General features: G+C 72.8%; 22 protein-coding genes and 1 riboswitch. Of the genes, 9 read left to right on the plus strand and 13 right to left on the minus strand.

What is annotated here, in order from left to right; all coding sequences use genetic code 11:
- From ACFVVX_RS12135 to ACFVVX_RS12150, 4 genes are all read right to left on the minus strand, one after another.
- Entirely contained in the window at positions 1 to 2,187 is a 2,187-nt protein-coding gene (locus ACFVVX_RS12135; RefSeq protein WP_387944282.1) for an ArnT family glycosyltransferase, read from the minus strand.
- Positions 2,187 to 3,284 (minus strand): glycoside hydrolase family 26 protein, encoded by a 1,098-nt coding sequence (locus tag ACFVVX_RS12140; protein WP_387944284.1) that lies wholly within the window; start codon positions 3,282 to 3,284, stop codon positions 2,187 to 2,189. The genes ACFVVX_RS12135 and ACFVVX_RS12140 overlap by 1 nt, the downstream gene beginning before the upstream one ends.
- Positions 3,281 to 4,798, minus strand: coding sequence for a glycosyltransferase family 2 protein (locus tag ACFVVX_RS12145; RefSeq protein WP_387944632.1), 1,518 nt, complete (start codon positions 4,796 to 4,798; stop codon positions 3,281 to 3,283). Before ACFVVX_RS12145 ends, ACFVVX_RS12140 begins: the two co-directional genes overlap by 4 nt.
- A 243-nt stretch (positions 4,799 to 5,041) precedes the next feature.
- Positions 5,042 to 6,229: a hypothetical protein gene (locus tag ACFVVX_RS12150; RefSeq protein ID WP_387944286.1), complete on the minus strand. Its 1,188-nt coding sequence runs from the start codon at positions 6,227 to 6,229 to the stop codon at positions 5,042 to 5,044.
- Positions 6,230 to 6,385: 156 nt separating this feature from the next.
- A riboswitch (cobalamin riboswitch) is annotated at positions 6,386 to 6,527 on the plus strand.
- Positions 6,528 to 6,711: 184 nt separating this feature from the next.
- Here ACFVVX_RS12150 and ACFVVX_RS12155 point away from each other — a divergent pair.
- From ACFVVX_RS12155 to ACFVVX_RS12165, 3 genes are all read left to right on the plus strand, one after another.
- Positions 6,712 to 9,108 (plus strand): ribonucleoside-diphosphate reductase subunit alpha, encoded by a 2,397-nt coding sequence (locus ACFVVX_RS12155; protein WP_387944634.1) that lies wholly within the window; start codon positions 6,712 to 6,714, stop codon positions 9,106 to 9,108.
- Positions 9,108 to 10,124, plus strand: a complete 1,017-nt coding sequence (locus tag ACFVVX_RS12160) for a ribonucleotide-diphosphate reductase subunit beta (RefSeq protein ID WP_387944288.1) — start codon at positions 9,108 to 9,110, stop codon at positions 10,122 to 10,124. The genes ACFVVX_RS12155 and ACFVVX_RS12160 overlap by 1 nt, the downstream gene beginning before the upstream one ends.
- 162 nt (positions 10,125 to 10,286) lie before the next feature.
- The gene (locus ACFVVX_RS12165) at positions 10,287 to 11,345 is read left to right on the plus strand and encodes a ferritin-like protein (protein ID WP_387944290.1); all 1,059 of its coding nucleotides are present in this window, start codon (positions 10,287 to 10,289) and stop codon (positions 11,343 to 11,345) included.
- Between the two features lie 84 nt (positions 11,346 to 11,429).
- Here ACFVVX_RS12165 and def read toward each other — a convergent pair whose 3' ends face one another.
- The 8 genes from def to ACFVVX_RS12205 all read right to left on the minus strand — a co-directional run bounded on the left by def (position 11,430) and on the right by ACFVVX_RS12205 (position 19,365).
- Positions 11,430 to 12,071: a peptide deformylase gene (def, locus tag ACFVVX_RS12170; protein ID WP_387944292.1), complete on the minus strand. Its 642-nt coding sequence runs from the start codon at positions 12,069 to 12,071 to the stop codon at positions 11,430 to 11,432.
- A gap of 62 nt (positions 12,072 to 12,133) precedes the next feature.
- Entirely contained in the window at positions 12,134 to 13,123 is a 990-nt protein-coding gene (locus tag ACFVVX_RS12175) for a tetratricopeptide repeat protein (RefSeq protein ID WP_387944294.1), read from the minus strand.
- Positions 13,124 to 13,377: 254 nt separating this feature from the next.
- Positions 13,378 to 14,664 (minus strand): HD-GYP domain-containing protein, encoded by a 1,287-nt coding sequence (locus tag ACFVVX_RS12180; RefSeq protein ID WP_387944296.1) that lies wholly within the window; start codon positions 14,662 to 14,664, stop codon positions 13,378 to 13,380.
- A gap of 29 nt (positions 14,665 to 14,693) precedes the next feature.
- Positions 14,694 to 16,139, minus strand: coding sequence for an HD-GYP domain-containing protein (locus ACFVVX_RS12185; RefSeq protein WP_387944298.1), 1,446 nt, complete (start codon positions 16,137 to 16,139; stop codon positions 14,694 to 14,696).
- A 389-nt stretch (positions 16,140 to 16,528) separates the two neighbouring features.
- Entirely contained in the window at positions 16,529 to 16,921 is a 393-nt protein-coding gene (gene rsrA / locus ACFVVX_RS12190) for a mycothiol system anti-sigma-R factor (RefSeq protein WP_387944300.1), read from the minus strand.
- The gene (locus ACFVVX_RS12195; RefSeq protein WP_387944636.1) at positions 16,918 to 17,661 is read right to left on the minus strand and encodes a sigma-70 family RNA polymerase sigma factor; all 744 of its coding nucleotides are present in this window, start codon (positions 17,659 to 17,661) and stop codon (positions 16,918 to 16,920) included. Before ACFVVX_RS12195 ends, rsrA begins: the two co-directional genes overlap by 4 nt.
- A 277-nt stretch (positions 17,662 to 17,938) precedes the next feature.
- Complete coding sequence (locus tag ACFVVX_RS12200; RefSeq protein ID WP_387944302.1) at positions 17,939 to 18,595, minus strand: alpha/beta family hydrolase; 657 nt, start codon at positions 18,593 to 18,595, stop codon at positions 17,939 to 17,941.
- 17 nt (positions 18,596 to 18,612) lie between these two features.
- Entirely contained in the window at positions 18,613 to 19,365 is a 753-nt protein-coding gene (locus ACFVVX_RS12205) for an SOS response-associated peptidase (RefSeq protein ID WP_387944304.1), read from the minus strand.
- Positions 19,366 to 19,497: 132 nt separating this feature from the next.
- Here ACFVVX_RS12205 and ACFVVX_RS12210 point away from each other — a divergent pair, with 132 nt between their 5' ends.
- From ACFVVX_RS12210 to hisN, 5 genes are all read left to right on the plus strand, one after another.
- Positions 19,498 to 20,214 (plus strand): M50 family metallopeptidase, encoded by a 717-nt coding sequence (locus tag ACFVVX_RS12210; RefSeq protein WP_387944306.1) that lies wholly within the window; start codon positions 19,498 to 19,500, stop codon positions 20,212 to 20,214.
- Between the two features lie 67 nt (positions 20,215 to 20,281).
- Positions 20,282 to 21,613 carry a 3-phosphoshikimate 1-carboxyvinyltransferase gene (gene aroA, locus ACFVVX_RS12215; protein ID WP_387944308.1) on the plus strand — a complete coding sequence of 444 codons (1,332 nt, stop codon included), beginning with the start codon at positions 20,282 to 20,284 and terminating at the stop codon, positions 21,611 to 21,613.
- Positions 21,614 to 21,628: 15 nt separating this feature from the next.
- A complete protein-coding gene (rsgA, locus tag ACFVVX_RS12220; protein WP_387944310.1) occupies positions 21,629 to 22,684 on the plus strand; it encodes a ribosome small subunit-dependent GTPase A in 1,056 nt (351 codons plus the stop codon).
- Positions 22,685 to 22,804: 120 nt separating this feature from the next.
- Positions 22,805 to 23,128: a DMT family transporter gene (locus ACFVVX_RS12225; RefSeq protein ID WP_387944312.1), complete on the plus strand. Its 324-nt coding sequence runs from the start codon at positions 22,805 to 22,807 to the stop codon at positions 23,126 to 23,128.
- Positions 23,129 to 23,381: 253 nt separating this feature from the next.
- Complete coding sequence (gene hisN, locus ACFVVX_RS12230; protein ID WP_387944314.1) at positions 23,382 to 24,179, plus strand: histidinol-phosphatase; 798 nt, start codon at positions 23,382 to 23,384, stop codon at positions 24,177 to 24,179.
- 97 nt (positions 24,180 to 24,276) lie between these two features.
- Here hisN and ACFVVX_RS12235 read toward each other — a convergent pair whose 3' ends face one another.
- On the minus strand, positions 24,277 to 25,755 hold the full coding sequence (locus ACFVVX_RS12235; protein WP_387944316.1) for a catalase: 1,479 nt from the start codon (positions 25,753 to 25,755) through the stop codon (positions 24,277 to 24,279).
- A 105-nt stretch (positions 25,756 to 25,860) separates the two neighbouring features.
- Here ACFVVX_RS12235 and ACFVVX_RS12240 point away from each other — a divergent pair, with 105 nt between their 5' ends.
- The gene (locus ACFVVX_RS12240; protein WP_387944318.1) at positions 25,861 to 26,280 is read left to right on the plus strand and encodes a Fur family transcriptional regulator; all 420 of its coding nucleotides are present in this window, start codon (positions 25,861 to 25,863) and stop codon (positions 26,278 to 26,280) included.
- The last annotated feature ends 10 nt before the right edge of the window (positions 26,281 to 26,290 follow it).

Genomic DNA, 26,290 nt, shown 5'->3' on the forward strand with positions numbered 1-26,290 from the left:
CTACTGTTTGACCCAGATCCGGTAGTACCCGGTTCCACCCACGTGTGTGAAGGGAATGCGCCCGAGCAGTCGGTAATGCGGGCTCTGCGCGATCGCCTCCGCCACCACCCGGTCGGTGCCCGGGGTGGCGACCCCGTCCAGCACCACCAGGTCGAACCAGCCGTCCGCGATGGCCGTCCGGTAGCCGTCGTCGCCGGTGTGCAGCTTGTCGGCCTTGTCGACGTACCCGATGCCGTAGGTGGACGTCCACTGGCTCTGCAGGGTCAGGTCCCGGGTGTAGTACACCGGGACGTTGTCGGCCGAGGCGAGGTAGCGGCCGGTGCTGGTGACGTGCTGGCGCAGCACCTCGGTCATCCGGGTGGAGTCCGGCCAGGTGTCGAACCGCCAGGTCGACTGGGTGAGGCCGAGCGCGAGCGCCACCACCCAGAGCAGGATGCCCAGTTGCGGGTGCCGGAAGTGCGGGCCGACCAGTCGGGCCAGGCCGATGCCGGCCATCGGCGCGGCGAACAGCAGGCCGAAGCCGAGGTGCTTGTAGAGCGCCACCGAGGTGTTCAGGTGCATCTGGTAGGCCGGGGCGAGCAGCGCGGTGCCGGTCAGCAGCAGTCCGAGCAGGACCCGCCGGCGCCGGCCCGGGCCGGTCATCGTACGCACCAGCGGGGACTCGTTCATCCGGCCGCGCAGCGCGTAGGCGATCGCGCCGCCGACCGCGGTGACGAACATCAGGCCGCTGAACTCCACGCACTGGCGGGCGAGTTCCGTCCACGGCTCGGTGCCGTGCTCGCGCTGGGTGGTGGTCGCCTGGACGCCCTTGAGGACGTCGGTGAAGGTCATCCCGAGCCAGAGCAGCCCACCCGAGCCGGCCGCCAGCAGCACCCCGCGCAGCAGCGGCTGGCGGGCGCCCTCGCGCCGCCCGGTCAGCACCGCGAGCAGCACCAGGCTGGGCAGGTAGAGCGCCGAGGCGTACTTCAGTCCGACCGCCAGCACCGCGACCGGTGCGGCCGCCAGGACGACGGCGGCGGGCGCCCGGTCGCTGCGCACCACGATCCAGATCGCCAGCGCGAGCAGCAGCACCGCCGGGGCGTCGTAGGTCGCGAAGAAGCCCAGCACCACGGTGGACTGGGTGACCGCGAACATCGCCGCCGCGCCGAGCGCGACGCGCTCGTTGAACAGCCGTCGGCTGAAGCCGTAGAGCAGCGCGGTGGAGCCCAGCATGGAGAGCAGGCTGAACAGCCGCACCCCGAGCATGCCGAAGTGGTTCTCCACCACCGCGGCCAGGATCGGGTAGAGCGTCGGCGAGCCGGAGAAGTAGCTGTTGTAGTCCTTCGGCATCGGGGTGCCGTACATCCAGTGGGACAGCTGCGCGTGTCCGGCGTACATGTACAGCGCCTCGTCCTGGAACGCGGTGTTCGACAGGCGCACGGACATCGCGGTCTGGATCGCCAGGATGGCGATCAGCAGGGCCCGGCTGACCCAGGAGCGGCGGCGGCCGGAGTCGAGCGTCCAGCTGGCCTCGGGCACCGGCGGCAGGGTGTAGCCGGGGCCCTCGTCGACCTCGTCGGCCGTGTCGGCCTCGGCGGCCCGGCGGCGGCCGCGGCGGGGTCCGGCCTCCGACTCCGGTTCCCGCGCCGGGTCCGGGTCCGGGTCCGGCTCCGCGGGCTCGGCCGGTTCGTCGGTGGCGGGGGCGGCGGGTACCGGCTGCTCCTGCTCGACCCCGGGCGCCCGGCGGCGGCCGCGGCGCGGCCCGGGCAGCGCCTGTGCGGGCTCGGCCGGTCCCTCCTCGGCGGGGGCGGCGGGTACCGGCTGCTCCTGCTCGGCCCCCGGCGCCCGGCGGCGCCCGCGGCGCGGCCCGGGCTGCTCGGCGTCGCCGTCGAGCGGCGCCTCGTGCGGCAGGGCCTCGTGCGAACGGGCCTCCCGCGGGCGGGCCTCGTGCGAACGGGCCGGCTGCGGGCGGGGGCTCTCGAACCAGGACCCTCCGGTGTCGGGGATCCGGACCGGCCCGTCCTCGACGGGCAGCGGCTCGCCGTGCGCCGCCTCGGCGGGCGACTGCCCGGCGGACGGCGGCTCGGCGGCCGGCGGCCCGGCGGGCGGGGCCTCGACGGACGGGCCGTCGGCGCGGCGGCCGTCGGCGGCCTCCGGTCTCGGGCCGGGGACCCGGCGGCGGGTGCGGTGCGCAGGGGAGGACGTCATCAGGGGCTCTTCACATCGAAGCTGTAGCGGCCGTCGGAGACCGCCTGCTTGAAGGCGGTCTGGGACTGCTGATCGCTCTCGATCCGCCAGTCGACCTCCTTGTTGAGGTTGAACCAGATGAAGCCCAGGCAGTCGGGGCGCTTCAGCACGTTGGCGGCGAGGTTGAAGATGTCGGCCGGTTTGCGGGCGCCGGGTTCGGAGCCGGTCTCGGCGATGATCCAGGGCTTGCCGGTGAAGGTGCGGATCTGGGTGAGGGTGGGCGTGTACAGGGTGTCGAAGGTGCCCGCTTCGAGGTGCGTGTAGTACGCCACGATCCCCACCCAGTCGACGTAGGTGTCACCGGGGTAGTACTGCTTGAGCGTCACCGTCGGCACCGGGTTGATGCTGTTCGGGCTCCACACCCAGATCACCTGGCCGACGCCGAGCTGGGTGAACACGTCGTGCAGGTGCTGGTAGGCGGCGACGAAGTCGGCGGCGGTGGTGGTCTTGGTGCCCCAGTCGTACCAGGTGCCGTTGAACTCGTGGGCGAAGCTGATCGCCACCGGGATGTTGGTGTTGCGCACGGCGGCCGCGTACCGCTTGACGTAGTCGTCGTGCTTGCCCGCCGCGATGTCCGCCAGCGGCGTCTTGTACGGCTCCCAGGCGATGAACGGCATCGCCCCGGCCGCCCAGGCGTTGGTCACGCCCTTGACGTCGTACTCGTCGCCCCAGCCGGAGTAGTACTCGACGATGTTCGGCCGCTTGCCGGCCTTCGTCGCGAACTCGTCCACGCCGGTCATCGACTGCGGGGCGCCGTCCACGGCCACCCCGATGTACTTCTTCGCCGGCTTGAGCAGCGGCCGGACGTCGTACGGCAGGTTGGCGGGCGCCGCCGTGGTCGGCGCGGGGGCCGTGCCGGAGGCGGCCGGCGACGCCCCGGCGGTGGCCGTGCCGGAGGCGGTCGGGGCCGGGGCCGGAGCGGCGGCCACCGGGCCGAGCGGCTTCTCGCCGAGCAGGTCGCAGGCCGCCAGCGGCAACAGCAGCAGGGCCGCCGCGAGCGCGCGGACCAGCCCGGAGCGGGCCCGGCTGCCCGGTCCGGAGGTGGTGTGGAGCGTCATGCCACTGCGTCCTGGGATCGGGGCTGGATGAGGATGCGGCCGACGGTCACCGCGTAGAACAGGCCTGAGGAGAGGACCAGGGCGAAGTCCAGCGGGTACATGGTGAACATCCGGTAGACCGCCGCGACCACCCAGACCAGCGCGGAGCCCGCGCCCCAGACGATGATGCCGGTCCAGAACCGCCGCTGGCGGTTCTTCGCCTTGCTCGAACCGGTCGGCTGCCAGCCGCGCTCGCGCCCGCGGACGAGGTCCCAGACCGCGAAGAAGTGCGCCCAGCCGTACATCATCCGGCCGGCCCAGGCCTCCAGGCGGTACGGCGCCCGGTGCCAGAGCGGGAAGATCAGGGTCGCGTACACCAGGCTGGGGATGACGAGCGTCAGGTGCTCGACCCTGAGCAGGTCGGGCCGCCAGAGCAGCAGCATGATCGGCAGCATCGGCAGCGCGAAGGTCAGCAGCGCGGTGTGGATGTAGTACAGGAACCCGGAGATGTAGCAGAGCCGGGTGGTGAAGTCGAGCTTGGTCTGCCAGAACTTCCGGCTGGTCATCAGCGACATCGAGCCCATGCACCAGCGGTACTGCTGGTTCTGGAAGGCCCCCGCGTTGTCCGGGCAGACACCGGTGGACAGCGCCACCGGTACGTACTGCAGGTCCCAGCCGAGGGCGCGCAGGTCGAAGCCGGTGTGGACGTCCTCGGAGTGGGCTATCAGCGTGGTGCCGCCGTTCTCCTCCAGCGCCGCCCGCCGGTAGACCGCGCAGCTGCCGACGCAGATCGCGCCGTCGTTGCGCTGCCGGGCGACCTGGACCGAGCGGTAGAACAGCTCCTGGATCGCCCCGGCGCCGCGCTCGATCCAGTTCTGCGAGTCCAGCACCCGGAAGAACTGGGGCGTCTGCACGATGGCGAGCCTGCTGTCCCGCTCCAGGTACGGCAGGACCTCGTGCAGCAGGTCGTGGCGGGGCGCGAAGTCGGCGTCGAGGATCAGGATGAACTCGCCGTCCGAGCGCCCGAAGCCGTAGTGCAGGTTGCCGGCCTTCTTGAACCAGCCCCGGTTCTCCCGGACGCCGTACCGGAAGCCGAAGTCGGCGGCCATCGCCTCGACCTCGGGGTTCGCCGCGTCGTCCAGGACGAACGGCATCACCAGGCCCGGGTAGTGCTCGGCCATCTTCCGCACGTACGTCCAGGTGTTGTGCAGCACCTCGATCGGCTCGCCGCAGACCGGCAGGAAGACGTCCACGGTCGGGAGCTCGTCGGGCTTCCACTGCCGGACCAGCCGGCGGTGCTCCTTGATGTCGAAGTTCGGCGTGAAACTGTTCACGCGCAGCGACACCAGGTAGTAGACGACCGTGAAGAACAGGAACGGCACGCAGAGCCAGAACCACGACCCCACGGAGTACAGCTGACCCTGGCTGACCACCAGGCAGGCGAAGCTGACCACCGAGCAGAGGGTCAGCACCCACTGGTGCCTGATGGTGTAGCTGTACTTCTCCTGCGAAGTGGGCGGGGCCGGCAGCAGCATCGACGGGACGGGCTCGCCCGGGCTGCCGCGTCTGCGGCCTGCCGCTCTGCGCCGTCTGCTGGCCGCATTGACGGCAGCGCTCACCGCGCGGTACCTCCTGCTCGCTGATTCCCCGTTTCGGGGGCGCTTTGGGGCAGGCCGGTGCCTCCCCCCGAAGGCGGTCATCCTATCGGACAGCCATCTGCCGTCCGCACCGGGACGGTTGGCCGCCGGACGGTCCGCCGGCGGCCTCCTCCGGCAGGCTCAGCCGGTGTGTCCGGCGCGGCCCAGCAGGACCGCCTTGGTGCGGTCCGCGAGCGAGGTGCCGGCGGTCGAGGCCACCGGGTCGCCCTGGTCCGGGGTCTGCTTGAGCGAGCCCGCCACGGTGAAGTAGCCGAAGCGGCCGATCGCGGCGTGCGTCTCCGTGCAGCCCGACTTGTCGGTCACGCAGAACATGGCCACGCCGGGGCCGGCCAGACCCTGGATCAGGCCGGCGTGACGGCCGAGCGCGCGGTCCGCGCCCGCCTTGTTGTCGAAGACCGCGACGCCGACCGTCACCGCGCTGTCGCCGCTGACGTACGTCGCGCGGACCAGCGAGCGGCAGGTGTCGTCGCCGAGGGCGAGGCCGAGGCCGCCGGTGGTCGCCTTGGAGCACGGGGACGTCGCCCCGGTCACCTTGCGGGTCCACACCTTGCCGTCGACGGTGCGGGTCTGGTCCGGGAACAGCGTCGCGGCGTCGACCGGGAGCTTGTCGGTGGCGGCGTCCGAGATGACGGCCAGCGCCTGCTCGGTGGGCACCCCGGCCGGGGTGGAGCTGGCGGCCGGCTTGGGGTCGCCGCCCTTGCCGTCGCCGTTGATCCACACGCCGGCCGCGACCACACCGCCGACCACGACGGCGGCCAGCGCCGCCGCGCCGATCCACAGGCGCTTGCGCTTGCGGGACTCGTTCGCGTGGCGGTCCGCCATCGCGCCCCAGTCCGGCTCGGCGGCGGACTGCGGCGCGGCGGCCTGCGGCCACTGGTTGTACGGGGGCGGCCCGCCGGGGCCCTGCGGCTGCGCCGGAGGCATCGGCAGCGTCTGGGCCAGCGGCTGCGGCTGCGGCTGCGCCGGAGGTATCGGCACGGTCTGGGCCAACGGGTGCGACTGCGGCTGCGGCTGCGCCGGGGGCATCGGCACCGTCTGGGCCGACGGCGGGTAGCCGCCCGGACCGGTCGGCACGTGCGGCGGCGCCGGCGGCGGGGCCTGCGGCGGCACCCCGGCCCCCGGCTGCGCGTACGGGGTCGCGGGCGGTCCGAAGCCACCGGGCGGCGGCGGCACCGGCCCACCCTGCTGCTGCGGCGGCACGGGCGGCTGACCCGGCGGCACCTGACCCGGCGTTTCCGGCTGCTGACCCGGCACCGGCTGCGCCGGCTGACGCGTCCACTCCGCCGGTACGCCCGTTCCCTCGCTCATGTGCCGAGATCGTAGGGCATGACCCCGACGGCCGGTCGTCCGGTAACCAATCCGTTCCCAAAACCGGCCGTCCGCCGGACACCCCGGGCGCCGCACCCGCACCCGCCGTCATCGTCCCGACACGCGGCGCCGCACAACATGTGGTGTCGCATCGAGCGGACACCACTAGATGTATGCTCGATCCTGCTGTCGACGCAGGGGAACCCGGTGCGAGTCCGGGACTGCCCCGCAGCGGTGTGCGGGCGGCTCCCCTGAGAGCCCGCGAGTCCGAGTACCTGCCGACGGCGTGCCACGGCCTCCCCGCAGAGGCCCTGCAGCACGTGCAGTACTTCCGGGCCTCGCGGGCGGGCCGGGGATGCCACCGTCGCGCGACGCCACCAGGCGTTCGCGCCGTGCTCCCCTGCCCCGGTCGGCCCGGTTGCCGGATCCACCGCCGATCGCCGCCAGGAGAGAGCGCCTTGACCACCGCTGCCTCAGCCACCCTGCCCGCCCAGGGTTCCCCCGCCGAACCGACGGTTTCCGACCCCGGTGGTTCGCTGCTCCGGCTACTGACCGACCGCAGCGTCGATCTCCCCCAGGTGGACCCCGGCCATGTCGCCGCCGCCGCGCTCCGCGGCCGCCACGCCGGCTCGGACTTCGCCGAGCTGCGCGGGCTGGCCGTGGAGGCCGCCGCGTCGATGATCGCCGAGGACCCGCAGTACTCGAAGCTGGCCGCCCGCCTGCTCGCCCTGGAGATCGTCGACGAGGCCGTCAGCCAGGGCTCGGTCTCGTTCTCCGCCTCGATCGCCGTCGGCCACGCCGAGGGCCTGATCGGCGACACCACCGCCGCCTTCGTGGCCAAGCACGCCGCCGCCCTGAACGCGCTGATCGACCCGAGCGGCGACGACCGCTTCGAGTACTTCGGCCTGCGCACCGTGCAGAGCCGCTACCTGCTGCGCCACCCGATCACCCGCAAGGTCGTCGAGACCCCGCAGCACTTCCTGCTCCGCGTCGCCAGCGGCCTGGCGGTCGGCGACAGCGAGCAGTCGGTGCGCGAGGTGGCCGAGCTGTACCGCCTGATGAGCCGGCTGGAGTACCTGACCTCCTCGCCGACCCTCTTCAACTCCGGCACCCGGCACCCGCAGATGTCGAGCTGCTACCTGCTCGACTCGCCGCTGGACAACCTGGACTCGATCTACTCGCGCTACGCCCAGATCGCCCGCCTCTCCAAGCACGCCGGCGGCATCGGCCTGTCCTACTCGCGGATCCGCTCGCGCGGCTCGCTGATCCGGGGCACCAACGGCAAGTCGAACGGCATCGTCCCGTTCCTGCGCACCCTCGACTCCTCGGTCGCCGCCGTCAACCAGGGCGGCCGCCGCAAGGGCGCGGCCTGTGTCTACCTGGAGACCTGGCACGCGGACATCGAGGAGTTCCTGGAGCTGCGCGACAACACCGGCGAGGAGGCGCGCCGCACCCACAACCTCAACCTGGCGCACTGGATCCCGGACGAGTTCATGCGCCGGGTGAACGCCAACGCCGACTGGTCGCTGTTCTCCCCCGCCGACGTGCCCGAGCTGGTCGACCTGTGGGGCGTCGAGTTCGACGAGGCGTACCTGAAGGCCGAGCAGGCCGGCAAGGCCGTCCGCACCATCCCCGCGCAGACCCTGTACGCCCGGATGATGCGCACCCTGGCGCAGACCGGCAACGGCTGGATGACCTTCAAGGACGCCTCCAACCGCGCCGCCAACCAGACCGCGCTGCCCGGCCGCACGGTGCACTCCTCCAACCTGTGCACCGAGATCCTGGAGGTCACGGACGACTCCGAGACCGCCGTCTGCAACCTCGGCTCGGTCAACCTCGGCGCCCACGTCGCCGCCGGCGCCACCGCCGGGGACCTGCTGAACGCGATGGACTGGGACCGGCTGGACTCGACCGTCCGCACCGCCGTCACCTTCCTCGACCGCGTGGTGGACATCAACTTCTACCCGACCCCCGAGGCCGGCGCCTCCAACTCGCGCTGGCGCCCGGTGGGCCTCGGCGTGATGGGCCTGCAGGACGTCTTCTTCCAGCTCCGCCTGGACTTCGACTCCGCCGAGGCCAAGCAGCTCTCCACCCTGATCGCCGAGCGCATCATGCTCACCGCCTACGAGCGCTCCGCCGACCTGGCCGAGCAGCTGGGCCGGCACGAGGCGTACGGCGAGACCCGCGCCGCCCGCGGCGAGCTGCACATCGACCACTTCCCGAGCGCCGCTCCCGAGTGGGCCGACCGCTGGACCGCCCTGCGCGCCCGGATCGCCACCACCGGCCTGCGCAACTCCCTGCTGCTGGCCATCGCGCCGACCGCCACCATCGCCTCGATCGCCGGCGTGTACGAGTGCATCGAGCCCCAGGTCTCCAACCTGTTCAAGCGCGAGACCCTCTCCGGCGAGTTCCTCCAGGTCAACCCGTACCTGGTGCGCGAGCTCAAGGAGCTCGGCGTCTGGGACCAGCAGACCCGGGACGCGCTGCGCGACGCCAACGGCTCCGTCCAGGAGCTCACCTGGCTGCCCGCCGGCGTCCGCTCGCTGTACCGCACGGCCTGGGAGCTGCCCCAGCGCGCGCTGATCGACCTGGCCGCCGCCCGGATGCCGTACATCGACCAGAGCCAGTCGCTGAACCTCTTCATGGCCGCGCCCACCATCGGCAAGCTCAGCTCGATGTACGCGTACGCCTGGAAGGTCGGTCTGAAGACCACCTACTACCTGCGCTCGCGCCCGGCGACCCGGATCGCCCAGGCCGCCTCCGGCACGGCGCGCGCGGCCGCCCCCGTGCCGGTGGCGTCCCCGACCCTCACCCCGGAGGAGGAGGCCGCGCTGGCCTGCTCCCTGGAGAACCCCGAGTCCTGCGAGGCCTGCCAGTAATGTCCGTCGACCGCGAGAAGATGCTGCTCGACCCCGGGTTCGAGCTGACCCTTCGCCCGATGCGCTACCCGTCGTTCTACGACCGCTACCGCGACGCGATCAAGAACACCTGGACCGTCGAGGAGGTGGACCTGCACTCCGACGTCGCCGACCTCGCCAAGCTGAGCGAGGGCGAGCGGCACATGATCGGCCGGCTGGTCGCCTTCTTCGCCACCGGCGACTCGATCGTCTCCAACAACGTGGTGCTGAGCCTCTACAAGCACATCAACTCCCCCGAGGCCCGGCTCTACCTGTCCCGGCAGCTGTTCGAGGAGGCCGTGCACGTCCAGTTCTACCTGACGCTGCTCGACACCTACCTGCCCGACCCCGAGGACCGCAACGCGGCCTTCGCCGCGGTGGAGAACATCCCCTCCATCCACCAGAAGGCCCAGTTCTGCTTCAAGTACATGAACGCGGTCGACCACATCGACTCGCTGCAGACCAAGGACGACCGCCGCGCGTTCCTCCTGAACCTGATCTGCTTCGCGGCCTGCGTCGAGGGCCTGTTCTTCTACGGCGCCTTCGCGTACGTGTACTGGTTCCGCAGCCGCGGCCTGCTGCACGGCCTGGCCACCGGCACCAACTGGGTGTTCCGGGACGAGTCCATGCACATGGACTTCGCGATGTCGGTCGTGGACACCGTCCGCGAGGAGGAGCCCGACCTCTTCGACGAGACGATGGCCAAGCAGGTCACCGAGATGCTGGAGGAGGCCGTCGAGGCCGAGCTCCAGTTCGCCCAGGACCTCTGCGGCGAGGGCCTGCCCGGCATGAACACCGCGTCGATGCGCGAGTACCTGCAGGCCGTCGCCGACCAGCGGCTCGCCCGCCTCGGCATGCCGATCCGGTACGGCTCGACCAACCCGTTCGGGTTCATGGAGCTCCAGAACGTGCAGGAGCTGACCAACTTCTTCGAGCGCCGGGTCTCCGCGTACCAGGTCGCCGTCGAGGGCTCGGTCGCCTTCGACGACGACTTCTAGGCCGCACCTGACAACCCCGCAGCCCCGCCCGGTGTCCGCACCGGGCGGGGCTGCGGCGTTCCCTCGTCCGGATGAACCGCCGGGCCACACCGGGACGACACGCATACGGACGACCCGCCGCCCAGTACCTTCCGGCCACAGCCGAACGGAAAGGGGCCAGCCGTGACCACGGTTCTGGACTACGGGAGCGACGCGATCGTCCAACTCATGAGCGTGGCGGAGGAGGACTGGACCGAACAGGAGCTCAGGGACGCGCTGCAGCGCGCGATCATGCTGGAACTCTCGACCATCCCGCCCTACGCCACCGCCCTCTGGTCGATCACCGACCCCGACAACAGCAAGCCGGTCCGCCACACCATCCGCGAGATCCTCTTCGACGAGATGTCGCACTTCGGTCTGGTCTGCAACATGCTCACCAGCATCGGCGGCGACGTCGTCCTCAAGGACCCGCTCACCGTCCCGAAGTACCCCGGACAGCTCCCCGGCGGGGTCAACCCCGGCCTGGAGGTCTACCTCAGCGGGCTGACCCGGGAGTCGGCCTGTCTGTTCTCCGACATCGAGAAGCCCGAGCACCCGCTCGCCTTCGCCGCCGACGGCAACACGATCGGCGCCTTCTACCAGCGGATCGCCAACGTCTTCCCCACCTTCGCCCACCTGCTCACCGGGGAGCGGCAGGTGGACTTCCCGCTCGGATCGTCCCACGGCGCCGGCAACGACATCGTCCCGATGAACACCATCGACGACGTGCTCGCCGCCATCCACGTCATCCAGTCCCAGGGCGAGGGCACGGAGGCCTCCCCGGACAACCCCTTCCCCGGCGCCCCGGGCGAACTCGCCCACTACTACGCCTTCAAGGAGATCGCCGTCGGCAAGAAGCTCGTCCTCGACGAGCGGACGCAGACGTTCGGGTTCACCGGCGCCGACGTCCCGCTGCCGGACACCTCCCCGGTCGCCCGCGTCCCCCTGGGCGGCTGGGCGGAGTCCCCCGGCAACGAGCCCGACCCGGCCACCGCCGCTCTCCTGCACACCTTCAACCAGCAGTACAGCAAGATGCTGAGCGACCTCCAGGACGCCTGGGGCAGCGCCGGGCCCGCCTCGATCGGCCCGGCGATCGGGCTGATGGGCGCGATGCGCCGCACCGCCCAGCAGATCAACACCGTCAAGCTCCCGGCCGACCCGCGCTTCACCTACGGCCCGGAGTGGCTCTTCGTCCAGGACTAGGACCGGACCCGGCCCGGGGACCGGGCACGGACGGCACGAGGGCCGGTGCGGTCACCCCGCACCGGCCCTCGTGTGACGTGGTCGTCAGCCGTTCGCCACCGTCGCGTACCGCGGCGTGCCCTCGGCCATCTGCCGCAGCGCGTCCTTGCGGTCCCGCTTCGACAGCTTGTCGATGTACAGGAACCCGTACAGGTGGTCCGTCTCGTGCTGCAGGCAGCGGGCGAAGAAGCCGGTGCCCTCCACCCGGATCGGGTTGCCGTCCTTGTCCTGCCCGGTCACCGCGGCGTAGTCCGGCCGGGGCAGCTCGGCGTACGCGGTCGGCACCGAGAGGCAGCCCTCGTTGCCGTCGTCCAGGACCCGCTTGCTGCCGGCCGGCAGCTCCTCCAGCACCGGGTTGACGACGTGGCCGATGTGGCGCACGCCCTCGTCGTCCGGGCAGTCGTAGACGAAGACCTTGAGGTCCACGCCGATCTGGTTGGCCGCCAGGCCCACGCCCTCGGCCGCGTACATCGACTGGAACATGTCGTCGATCAGCCCCGACAGCTCACCGTCGAACGCGGTGACGTCCTTGACCTCCCGGTGCAGCACCGGGTTGCCGTACACCGTGATCGGACGCGCGGTGCCCTTCGAGAGGTCCGGCTCCTCGCCGACCACCTTCACCGGCTGGGCCTCGCCCTGCTCGGGCTCGTGGTCGTGGTCGTGCTGGTGGTCGTGCTGCTCCGCCATCGCTGCTTATCTTCCGATTCCGTGGACTACCGAGGTATACCGATCAAGAGTAAGCGGCCCGCTCAGCAGACTTCCTCGAGATCCCGATACGCCCTGGTCCCCGGCGCCGCGGCCACCCAGCGGTCCAGCAGCGTGCGCACCACCCCGGCCGGCGCCGCGAGCCCGCACTCCCGCTCCACCAGCCAGGACATCCCGCCCGCGCCCTGGCTCAGATGGCTCAGGTGCCCCGGGTGGGCGGCGTCCCCGTCGTCGTGCGGATCGTGGTGGGCCGTGTGCCCGTCGTCGGAGGCCATCCGGCTCTCCGAGCACGCCCGGCACAGCAGCCGCACCGAGGACGTCCAGTCCTCCGCCGCGTACCCCGCGTCCGCGACCAGCCGCTCCAGCGCGTCCCGGTCCCCCGCCGTGGCGGCCTGCAGCAGCACCACGTACGTCGGCACCGGGGACGGCGCCCACAGCTCGATCTCGTCGAACACCGGGTACGCCACCCCGTCGGTCACCCGCTCACCGTGCGGGGCGCCGTCGTGCAGCACCACCTCGCCCCACCGGCGGCCCGAGGACGGCAGCGGAATCGACAGCACCTCGATCCGGGCCGGGTCCAGCCGCCGGCCCCAGACCACCTCGGACTCGCCATCCGGCGACAGCCGCACCGGCGTCGTGCCCAGGTCCAGGCTCACCGGACCGTCCGGCTGCGCCCCGGGCCCACCCGGCAGCCGCAGCCCGTACGCCTGCCAGGCCCGCCGCGCCAGCGGCCAGTCCTGCAGCGCCGTCGCCGTGATCCCCAGGTTCCACCAGTCCGGCGCGCCCTGCTCGCGGTCCAGCAGCGCCACCGCCCGCAGCCCGGCCGCCCGGGCCTGCTCCCAGTCCCGCCGGAACTTGTGCAGCAGCGCGAGGTTGAACCAGGAGTCCGACAGCCACGGCTCCAGATCGGCGGCCATCACCAGCAGCGCGCCCGCGTCCTCGAAACGGCCGTCGCCGATCAGCGTGAAGGCCCGGTCGGTCGTCTGCCGCCAGGTGGCGGACGGCCGGTGCCGTGCCCGGTGGAAGATCCTCACGTTCGTCCCTGCCGTCGTCGTCCGCTGAAGTCCCGCACCACTTCTCCCGTATCCGCTCCCGCGTCACGGTCCCGGTGCCCCGGGTCGGTGTTCCACGCTACGACCGCATCCAACCACGCCCGCTGCCGCCTGCGCTCCCCACCGCCGCGGTTGCACCCGCTTCCGGCCCCCGCCCCTACCCAGCCTGCCCGCCCCACCGCCCGGCCTCAACCCCAGGGGCCGGACCGGCCCCGTCCACCCCTGCGGAACGCGCTTCAGCCCCGCACCCTCACCAGTGCGTCGACGACCCGGGCGTCGTAGACCCGCCCGCGCCCCATCCGCAGCACCTCCAGCACCTCCAGCCCCCCGACCGCCTCCCCCACGCCCCGGCCCCGGGCCGCCGTCAGCAGGTCGTCGTGCGCGTTCGCCACCCGGATGATCCGCGCCGCCAGCGGCACCGACCGGTCCGCGCCCCCGTCCGGCCCGTGCCAGGGGTCCGCCGACCGGGCGACCTGCTCGGCCACCTGTCGCGGCACCCCCGTCCGCCGGATCACCTCGCTCCCCAGCCGGGCGATCCGCTGCTGCTCCTCGTCCGACAGCAGCGCCGTCGCCCCGTCCGGCACCGGCTCCACCAGCGACAGCTGCCCGACGTCGTGCATCAGCGCCGCGTACTCCAACAGGGCGAGCTCACGGGTGCCCAGCCCCAGCTCGCGCCCCAGCGCGCACGCCGTGTCGGCGACCCGGCGGGCATGCCCCGGCGGGGTGTAGCCCGCTACCTCGGTGGCCTTGGCCAGGCTGGCGATGGTCTGCCCGGTGGTGGCCCGGGCGGCGGCGGCCCGCCGGAACGACACCTGGGCCAGCAGCAGCGGAGCGCAGAACAGCGGCAGCGCCCACAGCCCCACCTCGCCCGCAGCGAGGCTGACCAGCATCCCGGTCGCGACGATCGCCGAGCCGATCCCGAACAGCGAGCGCAGCTCGTCCTCCAGCGCCGCCGGGAACCGCAGCCCGCTGCGCGCCCGCCGCAGCAGCGCGGCGAGCGTGGCATCGCACAGCGCCGCCAGCGCGGCCACCACGGTCAGGAACACCCCGTACGCGGGGCCGTCCGGCGAGTACCGGTCGACCAGGCCGCTGTTGTAGAGCGGCTGGAAGAGCACCGCCGCGAAGCCCACCCCGATCAGCCGCCGGGCCGCGGTGTCCCGCCGGGCCGGGTCGTTCCACGGCCACCGCCGGTGCCGCCCCGCCCGGGGCAGCAGCGCCGCGGGGAGCAGCGAGAGCAGCATCCCCGCCCCCGCGACCACGACCACCTGGAGCACCCCGTGCGCCGTCGGCAGCCCGCGCAGCGGCCCCAGCAGGGCGTAGGCGAGCGCCCCGGCCGCCCCGATCGGCGCCTGCTCGCGATCGCCGGGGAGGGTGATCCGGACGCACTCACCGAGCGCGATCAGCACGACGAAGGCCAGCGCCACGCCGGGCTGGGACACCCCGCGCACCGCGACCGCGCCGACCGCCACGGCGAACAGCCCGACCGCCCCGGCGTGCACCGCCCCCGGTCCGGTCCCGAACACCGGCACCGTGCCCGGCCCGCCCGCCCCGGTCACGGCTGACCGGCCATCGGCCCGGTCCCGCCCTGGGCCGGCACCCGGCGCGGGGCCGCCCGGGCCGGCTCGGGCACCCCGAGCGGGATGTCCGGCACCGCCCGGATGCAGTCGCCGGGCGGCGGCGGCAGCACCGGCTGCCAGTCGTGCACGGCGAGCGCGTCCACCAGCGCCCCCACCATCACCGGGTCGAACTGGCTGCCCGAACAGCGCTGCAGCTCGGCGACGGCCTCGGTGACCGGCCGCCCGCGCCGGTAGGACCGGGTCGAGGTCATCGAGTCGAAGGCGTCGGCCACCGAGATGATCCGGGCGAACTCCGGGATCTGCTGCCCCACCAGCCCGCTCGGATAGCCCCGGCCGTCCATCCGCTCGTGGTGGTGCAGGATCCCGGCGTGCGCCTCGCCGAGGAAGGAGATCCCGCGCACCAGCTCGTACCCGTACACCGGGTGGACCTCCACGGCCCGTCGCTCGGCCTCGGTGAGGGGACCGTTTCTGCGGAGCAGCTCGGTGGCGACGCCCAGCTTGCCGACGTCGTGCAGGATGCCCGCGAACCGCAGGGTGCGCAGCCGCTCGGCCTCCATGCCCAGCTGACCGGCGATCAGTACGGCGGCCCTGCCCACCCGTTCGCTGTGTCCGCGGGTGTACGCGTCCTTGATCTCGACCGCCTGCACCAGCGCCTGGACGGTGGCCTGGTGGGCGTCGCGCTCCCGGTGGCCCTGGGCGAACACCCACGCCGAGATGGAGAGCGGCAGCAGTGCCAGCAGCGCCGCGAAGGCCCCGTACGGGCCCTGCCAGAGCACCGCGACCATCAGCCCGCCGGCCGCGTGCACCAGCACCGGCAGCCCGACCGCGGCGGCCGGCCCGCGCAGCAGCACACCGGGCCGCCGTCCCTCGGCGAGCACCAGCATCACGCCCACCAGCACCCCGTTGACCAGGCAGAACGTACCGACGGCGGCCAGCGCGGGCAGCAGCGCGGCCGGGAACCGCGAGCCCAGCAGCAACTGCGGCCCGCACAGCAGATGGAACACCACCGAGGAGGCGAACGCGCAGAGCGCGAGCTGCGCGCCGTTCCACAGCTGCCGCAACCAGAAGTACGGCTCGGGGTGGCCGAGCAGCGCGGCCGGGACGGCCACCAGCGCGGCGGCGGCGGGCGGCAGCATCAGCACCCCGGCGAAGAGCACCGGGAAGAAGGCGTTCACCCCGGGCCGGGCCGGGGCCCGTTCGGGCAGCGGCCGGCGCAGCACCAGCCGCAGCAGTCGCAGGCAGGGCGTGGGCAGGCCCTGGGCGAGCGACTCCCAGCAGCCGTGCAGAAAGGCCAGCAGGCCGACCTTGGGCCAGTCGACCGGTCCGCCCAGCCAGCGGGGCACCCCGAGCGGGACGGCGTCGGACAGCAGCGGCAGCAGGCAGCAGGCCGCCGCCACCGGGACGGCCACCAGATACCGCACGGCGGCCTCCCGCAGGGCTGCGCCTCCACTGTCGGTAGCGATCTCGACCTCCCCGCCGTCCTGGCCCGCTCTGCGCTCAGCGCGCCGGACGGACCGGCGGTGAGTGTCCGTCAGGAGGATAGGCCGCCGCTCCGGTGCAGGGACGCATGATCGCGGAATGCCGCAGCTGGCGCATTACCAACTCACTCGAACGAGTGACGGCGCATGCGAGCAGAAAGGGAGCGGCCCCGGGAGCGCATGCTCCCGGGGCCGGGTATTCACGTATCCGTGGAATGCGAGGTGTCAGGCCTGTCCGGCCGATCCGCCCGGTGCGGCGGGGCCACCGGATCCGGCCAATCCGCCGCATCCGGTGCGAACACGCGTCCGCCCGCCGATCGGCGGGCCGCCGCTCACTCCGCCGGAGCGCCGGCCTCGACGGACGCGCCCACCGGCCGGGCCGCCGCCTCGGCGGGGGCCTTCGGCGGTACGGCGGTGTGGACGTCCGCCGTGGCGTCGACGGCGATCACCACCGCCTCGCCGGAACGCTGCCCGGCACGGATCGAGTCGATCCTGGCCAGCACCTTGCCGCGCAGGTCGGCCGGGGTGTCGTCGCACCCGCAGCAGCGCTTGATCAGCGCCTTGATCGCCTGCTCCAGCCCGTACTTCTCCAGGCACGGCGAGCACTCCTCGAAGTGCACCCGCAACTTGTCGTAGTCGCCCTCGGCCATCTCGTTGTCGAGGAATTCATAGAGGTGGTCGAGGACCTCGCCACACTCGGTGTCGTGCGGATCGCCGCAGCTCATGAGCCCGAGCCCTTCGCTTCCTGCCCTGCCCCGCTGCCGGCCGGGACGAGCCCGCGCTCACGGGCGTAATCCTCCAGCATGCCGCGCAGCTGACGACGGCCGCGGTGCAGCCGGGACATCACCGTACCGATGGGAGTACCCATGATGTCCGCGATCTCCTTGTACGCAAAGCCCTCTACGTCCGCGAGATAGACGGCGATACGGAATTCCTCCGGAATGGCCTGGAGGGCGTCCTTCACGTCGCTGTCCGGGAGGTGGTCGAGCGCCTGGGTCTCCGCCGAGCGCAGACCGGTCGACATGTGCGACTCGGCCCGGGCCAGCTGCCAGTCCTCGATCTCCTCGGCGGCGGTGCGCTGGGGCTCCCGCTGCTTCTTGCGGTACGAGTTGATGAACGTGTTGGTGAGGATGCGGTACAGCCAGGCCTTGAGGTTGGTGCCCTCACGGAACTGGTGGAAGGACGCGTACGCCTTGGCGAACGCCTCCTGGAGCAAGTCCTCCGCATCGGCCGGGTTGCGGGTCATCCGCAGCGCCGCCGAGTACATCGGATCCAGGTAGCCCAGGGCGTCGCGCTCGAAGCGCTCCCGCCGGGCCTCCTCGCTCTCCTCCGCCGACACCCGGAAGGTGTCCTCACCGATCGCCTCGGCCAGCTCCTCACCGGTGAGCGCCTCGCCCGTGGGCAGGCTCTCGCCCGGGCCCCTGCCCGGCTCGGCCTCGTGCTCGGTCCCGACGACCGGACCCACCTCCTCGGCATGGCGCCCCACGGCGGGCCGCCCCGAAATGGAGGATATCGGGCTGACGGGCTTCTCGCCCGCGGCAATCCACTCCGACCATGCAGGGGTGAAGGCCGTGGCGGCCTCGCGCTCCTCCGGCCGCTCGGGGCACGCGATCGAACCCATCTGTGCTGCCTTCCACCTCGGGACTCAAGCTGACGAGGGTGTCAACCATGCCGAGGGCGCCCGCATTCCCGCCCCACCCCCTTGATTCACTCGCACGGGTGAGCGAACAGCGACAGCCCGCTCACGCACCACCGGCAGCGGCCCCGAGCAGCCCGGACAGCCAGCCGCCGACCGCCCCGGTGATCAGCTCCAGCACCTCGTCCTGCCCCACCGGCGCCCGCTTGGGCACGTCGAACCCGTGGCCGCCGTACGGCACCGACACCAGCTCGTGCCCGGCCGGAAGCTCAGGGAACTCCGCCGGGCCGCCGAACGGATCGGCCACGCTCTGCACCACCAGCGTCGGCAGGCCCGACTCCAGCAGCTCCTGCGCCCGGCTCTTCTCCGGCCGGCCCGGAGGGTGCAGCGGGAACGCCAGCGCCACCACCCCCGCCGCACCGGTGGCCGCGCCCGTCCGGCAGGCCACCCGGGCCCCGGCGCTGCGCCCGCCGACCACCAGCGGCAGACCGTCCCCGGCCAGCCGCTCGGCGACCGGCGTCCACGCCGCGTCCAGGGCCTTCGGCGCCGGCCCGAGCCGCTTGCCCGCCACCCGCCACGGCTGCTCGACCAGCGCCACGGTGAACCCCAGCGGCGGCAGCGCGGCCGCCAGCGCGACGAGGTCCCTGGCCTCGATCCCGCCGCCCGCGCCGTGCCCCAGCGCCAGCACCGCCGTCGGGGCACCCGCCCGGTGCCAGGTGATCCGGGCGTCCCCGGCGGGGGTGGAGAGGAGTTCGGTGGTCATCGTGCGGGGCTCCCGGTTCAGAAAAGCGTGGTCTCGTGCTCGACCTCGGTCCACGGCCGGGTCAGTTCGGGGCTGTTGTTGCGGATGCTGCCGACGGCCGGCGAGACCGGGGTGGCCAGCAGCGCGCCGGGCGGCGGCGGTATCAGCAGCCGGCGCACCTCCTCCGGGTCGACCGCACCCGGGTCGAGCCAGTCGTCGAAGGAGCCCGGGGCGAGGAAGAGCGGCATCCGCTCGTGGATCGGGGCGAGCAGCTCCTCCGCCTCGGTGGTGACGATGGTGAAGGTGACCAGCCACGCCTCCGGGTGCCCGGCCGGCACCGTCCGGTCGCGCCAGAACTCGTACAGCCCGGCCAGCGCCAGCGGGGCGCCGTCCGCCCGGGAGACGAAGAACGGCTTCTTGCGGGGCTTGCCGCGCTCGCCCGGCACCGTCTGCCACTCGTAGTAGCCGTCGACCGGCAGGATGCACCGCCGGGAGGCGAAGGCCTGGCGGTACGAGGGCTTCTCGTGCACCGTGTCCGACCGGGCGTTGATCATCTTCACCGCCGTCTCGGCGGACCTCGACCACTGCGGCACCAGGCCCCAGCGCAGCACCCGCAGCTGGCGCACCGGCCGCGAGCCCCCCTTGGGCACCCGGTCCAGCACCACGAAGGCGCTCTCGGTCGGGGCGACGTTCCAGCTGGGCGCCAGCGTCTCGGCCGGGTCCCACTGCCGGACGCCGAAGAGCTCGACGATGTCCTCGGGCCTCCTGCTGGAGGCGAAGCGACCGCACATGCCGTCAGCTTGCCATGCACCGCACTCTCACCGTTTCCTCATCCCGCGGAGCGAACCCCCCGCGGCCGCCCGGCCGTCCCCGCATGGGAGGCTGCCACCTCGGCCGCCGGACCGCAGGCAGGGAGCGCACACATGGACACCCAGAGCATCGGCGAGGTGTGGGACCGCGTCACCGGCACCCAGCCCGCCCCGCCCGGCTGGCTGGTCCTGGCCACCGGCGCCGCCGCACTGCTGGCCGTGCTGGCCCGGCCGCTGTGGCGGTTCAGCCGCAACGCCGTGACCATCGCCCACGAGGGCGGCCACGGCCTGGCCGCCCGCCTCACCCGCCGCAGGCTGGCCGGCATCCGGCTGCACTCCGACACCTCCGGCCTGACCCTCTCCTACGGCCGCCCCACCGGCCCCGGCATGGTGCTCACCGCCGCCGCCGGCTACACCACCCCCGCGCTGCTCGGCCTCGGCGGCGCCGCCCTGCTCGCCGGGGGCCGGATCACCCTGCTGCTCTGGCTGGCCATCGCCCTGCTGCTGGCCCTGCTGGTCCGGATCCGCAACGCCTTCGGCCTCCTCTCCGTCCTGCTGGCCGGCTCCGCCTTCCTGCTGGTCTCCTGGTTCGGCACCGCCGAGGTCCAGGCCGCCTTCGCCTACCTCGGCAGCTGGTTCCTGCTGTTCGGCGGCGTCCGCCCGGTGGTCGAGCTCCAGCACCAGCGCCGCCGCGGCCAGGCCCGCGACTCCGACGCCGACCAGCTGGCCCGGATCACCGGCATCCCCGGCCTCGCCTGGGTGGCGCTGTTCCTGGTGACCGCCCTGGCCTGCCTGGCCCTCGGCGCGAACTGGCTGCTCCGGCCGATGTGACCGCGGGGCCGTCCCGTCATCCGGCCACGGGCGGGGACAGTTCCCGTACGGCCCCTAAACTTGCCCCATGACCGAGACCCTGTGGCCCGCCCCCGTCGCGACCACCCCCGTTGACGCCACCGTCACCATCCCCGGCTCCAAGTCGGTCACCAACCGGGCCCTGGTGCTGGCCGCCCTCGCCGGCGAGCCCGGCTGGGTACGGCGCCCCCTGCGCAGCCGCGACTCCCAGCTGATGGCCGACGGCCTGCGCGCCCTCGGCGTCGGCATCGAGGAGCGGGTCAACAACGACGCCGGCGGCACCGGCGGCGGCGAGGCCTGGCGGGTCATCCCCGCGCCCGCCCTGCTCGGCCCCGCCTCCATCGACGTCGGCAACGCCGGCACGGTCATGCGCTTCCTGCCCCCGCTCGCCGTCCTCGCCGACGGCCCGGTCCACTTCGACGGCGACCCGCGCAGCTACGAGCGCCCGCAGCACGGCGTGATCAACGCCCTGCGCGCGCTCGGCGGCCGGATCGACGACGGCGGCCGCGGCGCCTTCCCGCTCACCGTGCACGGCACCGGCGCGCTGGACGGCGGCCCGGTCGAGCTGGACGCCTCCTCCTCCTCGCAGTTCGTCTCCGCCCTGCTGCTCTCCGGCGCCCGCTACAACCAGGGCGTCGAGGTCCGCCACGTCGGCGGCCCCGTCCCCTCCCTCCCGCACATCCGGATGACGGTGGAGATGCTGCGCCTGGCCGGGGTCCAGGTCGACGCCCCCGAGGACGGCGGCGAGAAGGACGTCTGGCGGGTCACCCCCGGCGCCCTGCTGGGCCGCGACATGGTGGTCGAGCCCGACCTCTCCAACGCCGCGCCGTTCTTCGCCGCCGCGCTGGTCACCGGCGGCCGGGTCACCGTCCGCGACTGGCCCCGGCACACCTCCCAGCCCGGCGACCAGCTGCGCGACATCTACACGCAGATGGGCGGCGTCTGCGAGTTCACCGACGAGGGCCTGCAGTTCACCGGCACCGGCCGGATCCACGGCATCGAGGCGGACCTGCACGACGTCGGCGAGCTGACCCCGGTGATCGCCGCCGTCGCCGCACTGGCCGACTCCGAGTCCCACCTGTACGGCATCGCCCACCTGCGGCTGCACGAGACCGACCGGCTGGCCGCGCTCGCCAAGGAGATCAACGACCTCGGCGGCGATGTCACCGAGACCGAGGACGGCCTGCGGATCCGCCCGCGCCCGCTGCACGGCGGCGTCTTCCACACCTACGAGGACCACCGCCTGGCCACCGCCGCCGCGGTGATCGGCCTGGCCGTCGAGGGCGTCCAGGTGGAGAACGTGGCCACCACCGCCAAGACCCTGCCCGACTTCCCGATCATGTGGGCGGACCTGCTCGGCGAAGCGGTGGCGGGCGGCTGAGCGGAGACTGAGCACATGCGCCGCTACGGCAAGGACGCCGACGAGGACGACATCCGCAACCGCCCCGCACGCCGCGGCTCCCGGCCGCGGACCCGGATCCGGCCCAAACACGACGACGCCGCCGAGGCGATGGTCCTCACCGTCGACCGCGGCCGGCTGACCTGCCTGCTCGACGCGGGCACCCGGCAGGAACGCGAGATCGTCGCCATGAAGGCCCGCGAGCTGGGCCGCAAGGGCGTCGTCGTCGGCGACATCGTCAACATCGTCGGCGACCTCTCGGGGGACGCCGACACCCTGGCCCGGATCGTCCGGGTCGAGGAGCGCACCTCGGTGCTGCGCCGCACCGCGGACGACGACGACCCGTACGAGCGGATCGTCGTCGCCAACGCGCAGCAGCTGGCCATCGTCACCGCGCTCGCCGACCCGGAGCCCCGGCCCCGGCTGATCGACCGCTGCCTGGTGGCCGCCTACGACGCGGGCATGGAGCCGCTGCTGGTGCTCACCAAGTCCGACCTGGCCGCGGCCGGGCCGCTGCTGGAGTCGTACGCCCCGCTCGGCATCAACTACGTGGTGACCCGGCGGGACGAGCTGGCCACCGAGGGCGCCGAGGCCGTCCGGGCGCACCTGCGCGGGCTCTCGACGGTGTTCATCGGGCACTCCGGCGTCGGGAAGACCACCCTGGTCAACGCCCTCGTGCCGCTGCACCAGCGGACCACCGGGGTGGTCAACGCGGTGACCGGCCGCGGCCGGCACACCACCGTCTCGGCGCTGGCGCTGCGGCTGCCGCCTCCCCCCGGGGCCAAGCCGGGCTCGAAGAAGGCGCTCGACCCGGGCTGGGTGATCGACACCCCGGGCTTCCGCTCCTTCGGCCTCTCGCACATCGACCCCTCCCGGGTCATCCTGGCCTTCCCCGATCTGGAGCCCGGCACCGCCGACTGCCCCCGCGCGTGCAGCCACGACGAGCCGGACTGCGCGCTGGACGCCTGGGTGGCGGACGGCCACGCCGAGGCCGCCCGGCTCTACTCGCTGCGCCGGCTGCTGGCCAGCAAGGAGACCCGCGAGGGGGACTGACGGCGCGCCGCGCCGCTTGTTTTCCAAGCGTTCGAGGTGTCGGACCGGCCAGGCCTGGTGATCATAGGAAAGTCGGGCCGGATCGCGGTCCGACACCTCGATCGACAGGGAGAGCACGCGATGGCATGGGCCCTGGTGATCCTGGCCGGCCTGCTGGAGACCGGCTTCGCGATCAACCTCAAGCTCAGCGACGGCTTCACCAAGCTCTGGCCCACCATCAGCTTCTGCGTGTTCGCCCTCAGCAGCTTCGGCCTGCTCACCCTCTCCCTGAAGACCCTGCCGGTCGGCCCGGCCTACGCGGTGTGGACCGGGATCGGCGCGGCCGGCACGGCGATCTACGGCATGGTCTTCCTGGAGGAGACCACCTCGGTGCTCAAGCTGGTCTCGATCTCCCTGGTGATCGCCGGGGTGATCGGACTCCAGCTGAGCGGCTCGGCGCACTGAGCTGATCTGTCGCCCGCTCGCCTCCGGGCCGCTCGAACCCGGCGCCGACGGTCGGCGCTCCGACGCCCCTCGTTCCTCGGGGCGTCCTCGCTTCTCCCTTTCGGCACCGGCGCGGCCCTTCGGCTCGGGGCGGGACTCCCAGGCGTGGCGGGGCGGGCTTCCGGGGCGGGGGATACGTCGCGTGTTCGGTCGGAGCCGTCCGCTCCGCGAGCCCGACTGTCCCGATCGGGTACGGCTCGCTAGGGTTCCGACCATGGCCGATTACCACGACGACCTCCGACTCGCCCACGTCCTCGCCGACTCGGCCGACTCGATCACTCTGGAGCGCTTCCGCGCCCTCGACCTGAAGATCGAGACCAAGCCCGACCTGACCCCGGTCAGCGACGCCGACAAGGCCGCCGAGGAGCACGTGCGCGGGGTCCTCCAGCGGGCCCGCCCGCGCGACGCGGTGCTCGGCGAGGAGTTCGGCCTGCAGGGCTCCGGCCCGCGCCGCTGGGTGATCGACCCGATCGACGGCACCAAGAACTACATCCGCGGCGTACCGGTCTGGGCCACCCTGATCGCGCTGCTGGAGGACGGCCCGGACGGCGTGGAGCGCCCGGTGGTCGGCATCGTCTCCGCCCCCGCGCTGAACCGCCGCTGGTGGGCCGCCAAGGACCTCGGCGCGTTCGCCGGCCGCAGCCTGGCCAAGGCGAGCCGGATCCACGTCTCCGGGGTCTCCCGGATCGAGGACGCCTCGTTCTCCTACTCCTCGCTCTCCGGCTGGGAGGACCGCGGCCGTCTCGACCCGTTCCTGGACCTCACCCGGGCCTGCTGGCGCACCCGCGCCTACGGGGACTTCTGGTCCTACATGATGGTCGCCGAGGGCGCGGTGGAGATCGCCGCCGAGCCCGAGCTGTCGCTCTGGGACATGGCCGCCAACTGCGTCATCGTCGAGGAGGCCGGCGGCCGCTTCACCGGTCTGGACGGCGTCCCCGGCCCCGGCGGCGCCGACGCGGTCGCCTCCAACGGCCTGCTGCACGACGAGGCCCTGCGCCGCCTCAGCGTCTGACCCCCTCTCCACCCATGGGTGCGGGCCCGTTCCGACCGGCTTTCCGGTCGGGACGGGCCCGCGGCTCATCGGGGATACGGCGTCACCTCTGGCGGCGTCACTTCTGCTTGCGCAGCTCCCGCACCGCCGCCTCCAGGCGCCGGCCGTAGTCGGCGTCCGCCTTGCGGAAGTTCTCCACCGCCCGCTCGACGATGTCGTCGCGGTCGGCCGAGACCTTGGCGATGAAGCCGGCCAGGTTGGTGATCAGCCGCTGCTTCTCGTCCTCGGAGAACAGCCGGTACAGGGTGCCGGCCTGCACGAAGTCGTCGTCCTCGCGGTGCGAGGGCGCCTCGTGGGTGCCGGTGGCACCGGTGACGGCCGTGGCGGCCCACAGCGGGCGGTTGGTCTGCACCGCGCCGCCGAAGCTGTTCGGCTCGTAGTTCTTGCTGCGGCCGTGGCGGCCGTCGTACAGGTGGCCGTCCCGGCTGTTGGTGCGCGCCTCGGTGGCGTGCGGGCGGTTCACCGGCAGGTGGTCGGCGTTGATGCCGACGCGGTAGCGGTGGGCGTCCGCGTAGGCGAACAGCCGGCCCTGCAGCATCTTGTCCGGGGACGGGCCGATGCCGGGCACGAAGTGCGCCGGGGAGAAGATCGACTGCTCGACCTCGGCGAAGACGTTCTCCGGGTTGCGGTTGAGCTCCAGCCGGCCGATCTCGATCGGCGGGTAGTCCGCGTGCGGCCAGACCTTGGTCAGGTCGAAGGGGTTGAAGCGGTACCCGGCCGCGTCCGCCGCCGGCATGATCTGGACCTGCACCGTCCAGGTCGGGAACTCGCCGCGCTCGATGGACTCGCGCAGGTCGCGCTGGTGGCTGTCCGGGTCCTCGCCGGCGAGCTTCGCCGCCTCCTCGGCCGTCAGGTTCCTGATGCCCTGGTCGGTCTTGAAGTGGTACTTGACCCAGAAGTACTCGCCGGCCTCGTTCTGCCACTGGTAGGTGTGCGAGCCGTAGCCGTTGAGGTGGCGGTAGGAGGCCGGGATGCCGCGGTCGCCGAACAGCCAGGTCACCTGGTGGGTCGACTCGGGCGACAGGCCCCAGAAGTCCCAGACGTTGTCCGCCTCCTGCGAGCCGGTGTACGGGTCCCGCTTCTGGGTGTGGATGAAGTCCGGGAACTTGGTGGCGTCCTTGATGAAGAACACCGGGGTGTTGTTGCCGACGAGGTCGTAGTTGCCCTCCTCGGTGTAGAACTTCAGCGCGAAACCGCGCGGGTCGCGGACGGCGTCGGCGGAGCCGAGGTTGCCGGCCACGGTGGAGAACCGCAGGAAGGTCTCGGTCTGCCGGCCGACCTCGGAGAGGAAGTGCGCCCGGGTGTAGGCGGAGACGTCGGCGGTCACCGTGAAGGTCCCGTACGCGGCGGCGCCGCGGGCGTGCACCACGCGCTCCGGGATCCGCTCGCGGTTGAAGTGCGCGAGCTTCTCGAACAGCTGCTGGTCCTGGATCAGCGCCGGACCGCCGACACCGGCGGTCTCGGTGTTCTGGTTGTCGGCGACGGGGGCACCCGCCTCCGTGGTGAGGGTGGGGCGCAGCTCGTCCTGAGTGGTCATAAGAGGGTGCCTCCGCGTGATCCGGTCGTGATGAACCGATCCTAACTTGGACTCTGTCTAAGTCAATACTGGAACCAGGTCCGGAGCGTCACTTACCCTGTACCCATGAGTGATCTGCTGGAGCGACTTCGCGGACGTGGGTGGCGGCTGACCTCGCAGCGCCGGGTCGTTGCCGAGGTCCTCGACGGTGAGCACGTCCACCTGACGGCCGAGGAGGTGCACGCCCGCGCCGTCGAACGGCTCCCCGAGATCAGCCGCGCGACGGTCTACAACACGCTGGGCGAGCTGGTCTGCCTCGGCGAGGTGCTGGAGGTCGCCACCGACGGCCGCGCCAAGCGCTACGACCCCAACGCGCACCACGCCCACCAGCACCTGGTGTGCTCCGGCTGCGGCGCCATCCGCGACGTCCACCCGCAGGGCGACCCGCTGGCCGCGCTGCCCGCCGCCGAGCGCTTCGGCTTCGTGCTCTCCGGAGCCGAGATCACCTACCGCGGTCTCTGTCCGGACTGTACGAACGGCCCCTGAGCGCTACGCG

Source organism: Kitasatospora sp. NPDC058170, from assembly GCF_042883905.1.
GTDB lineage: Bacteria > Actinomycetota > Actinomycetes > Streptomycetales > Streptomycetaceae > Kitasatospora.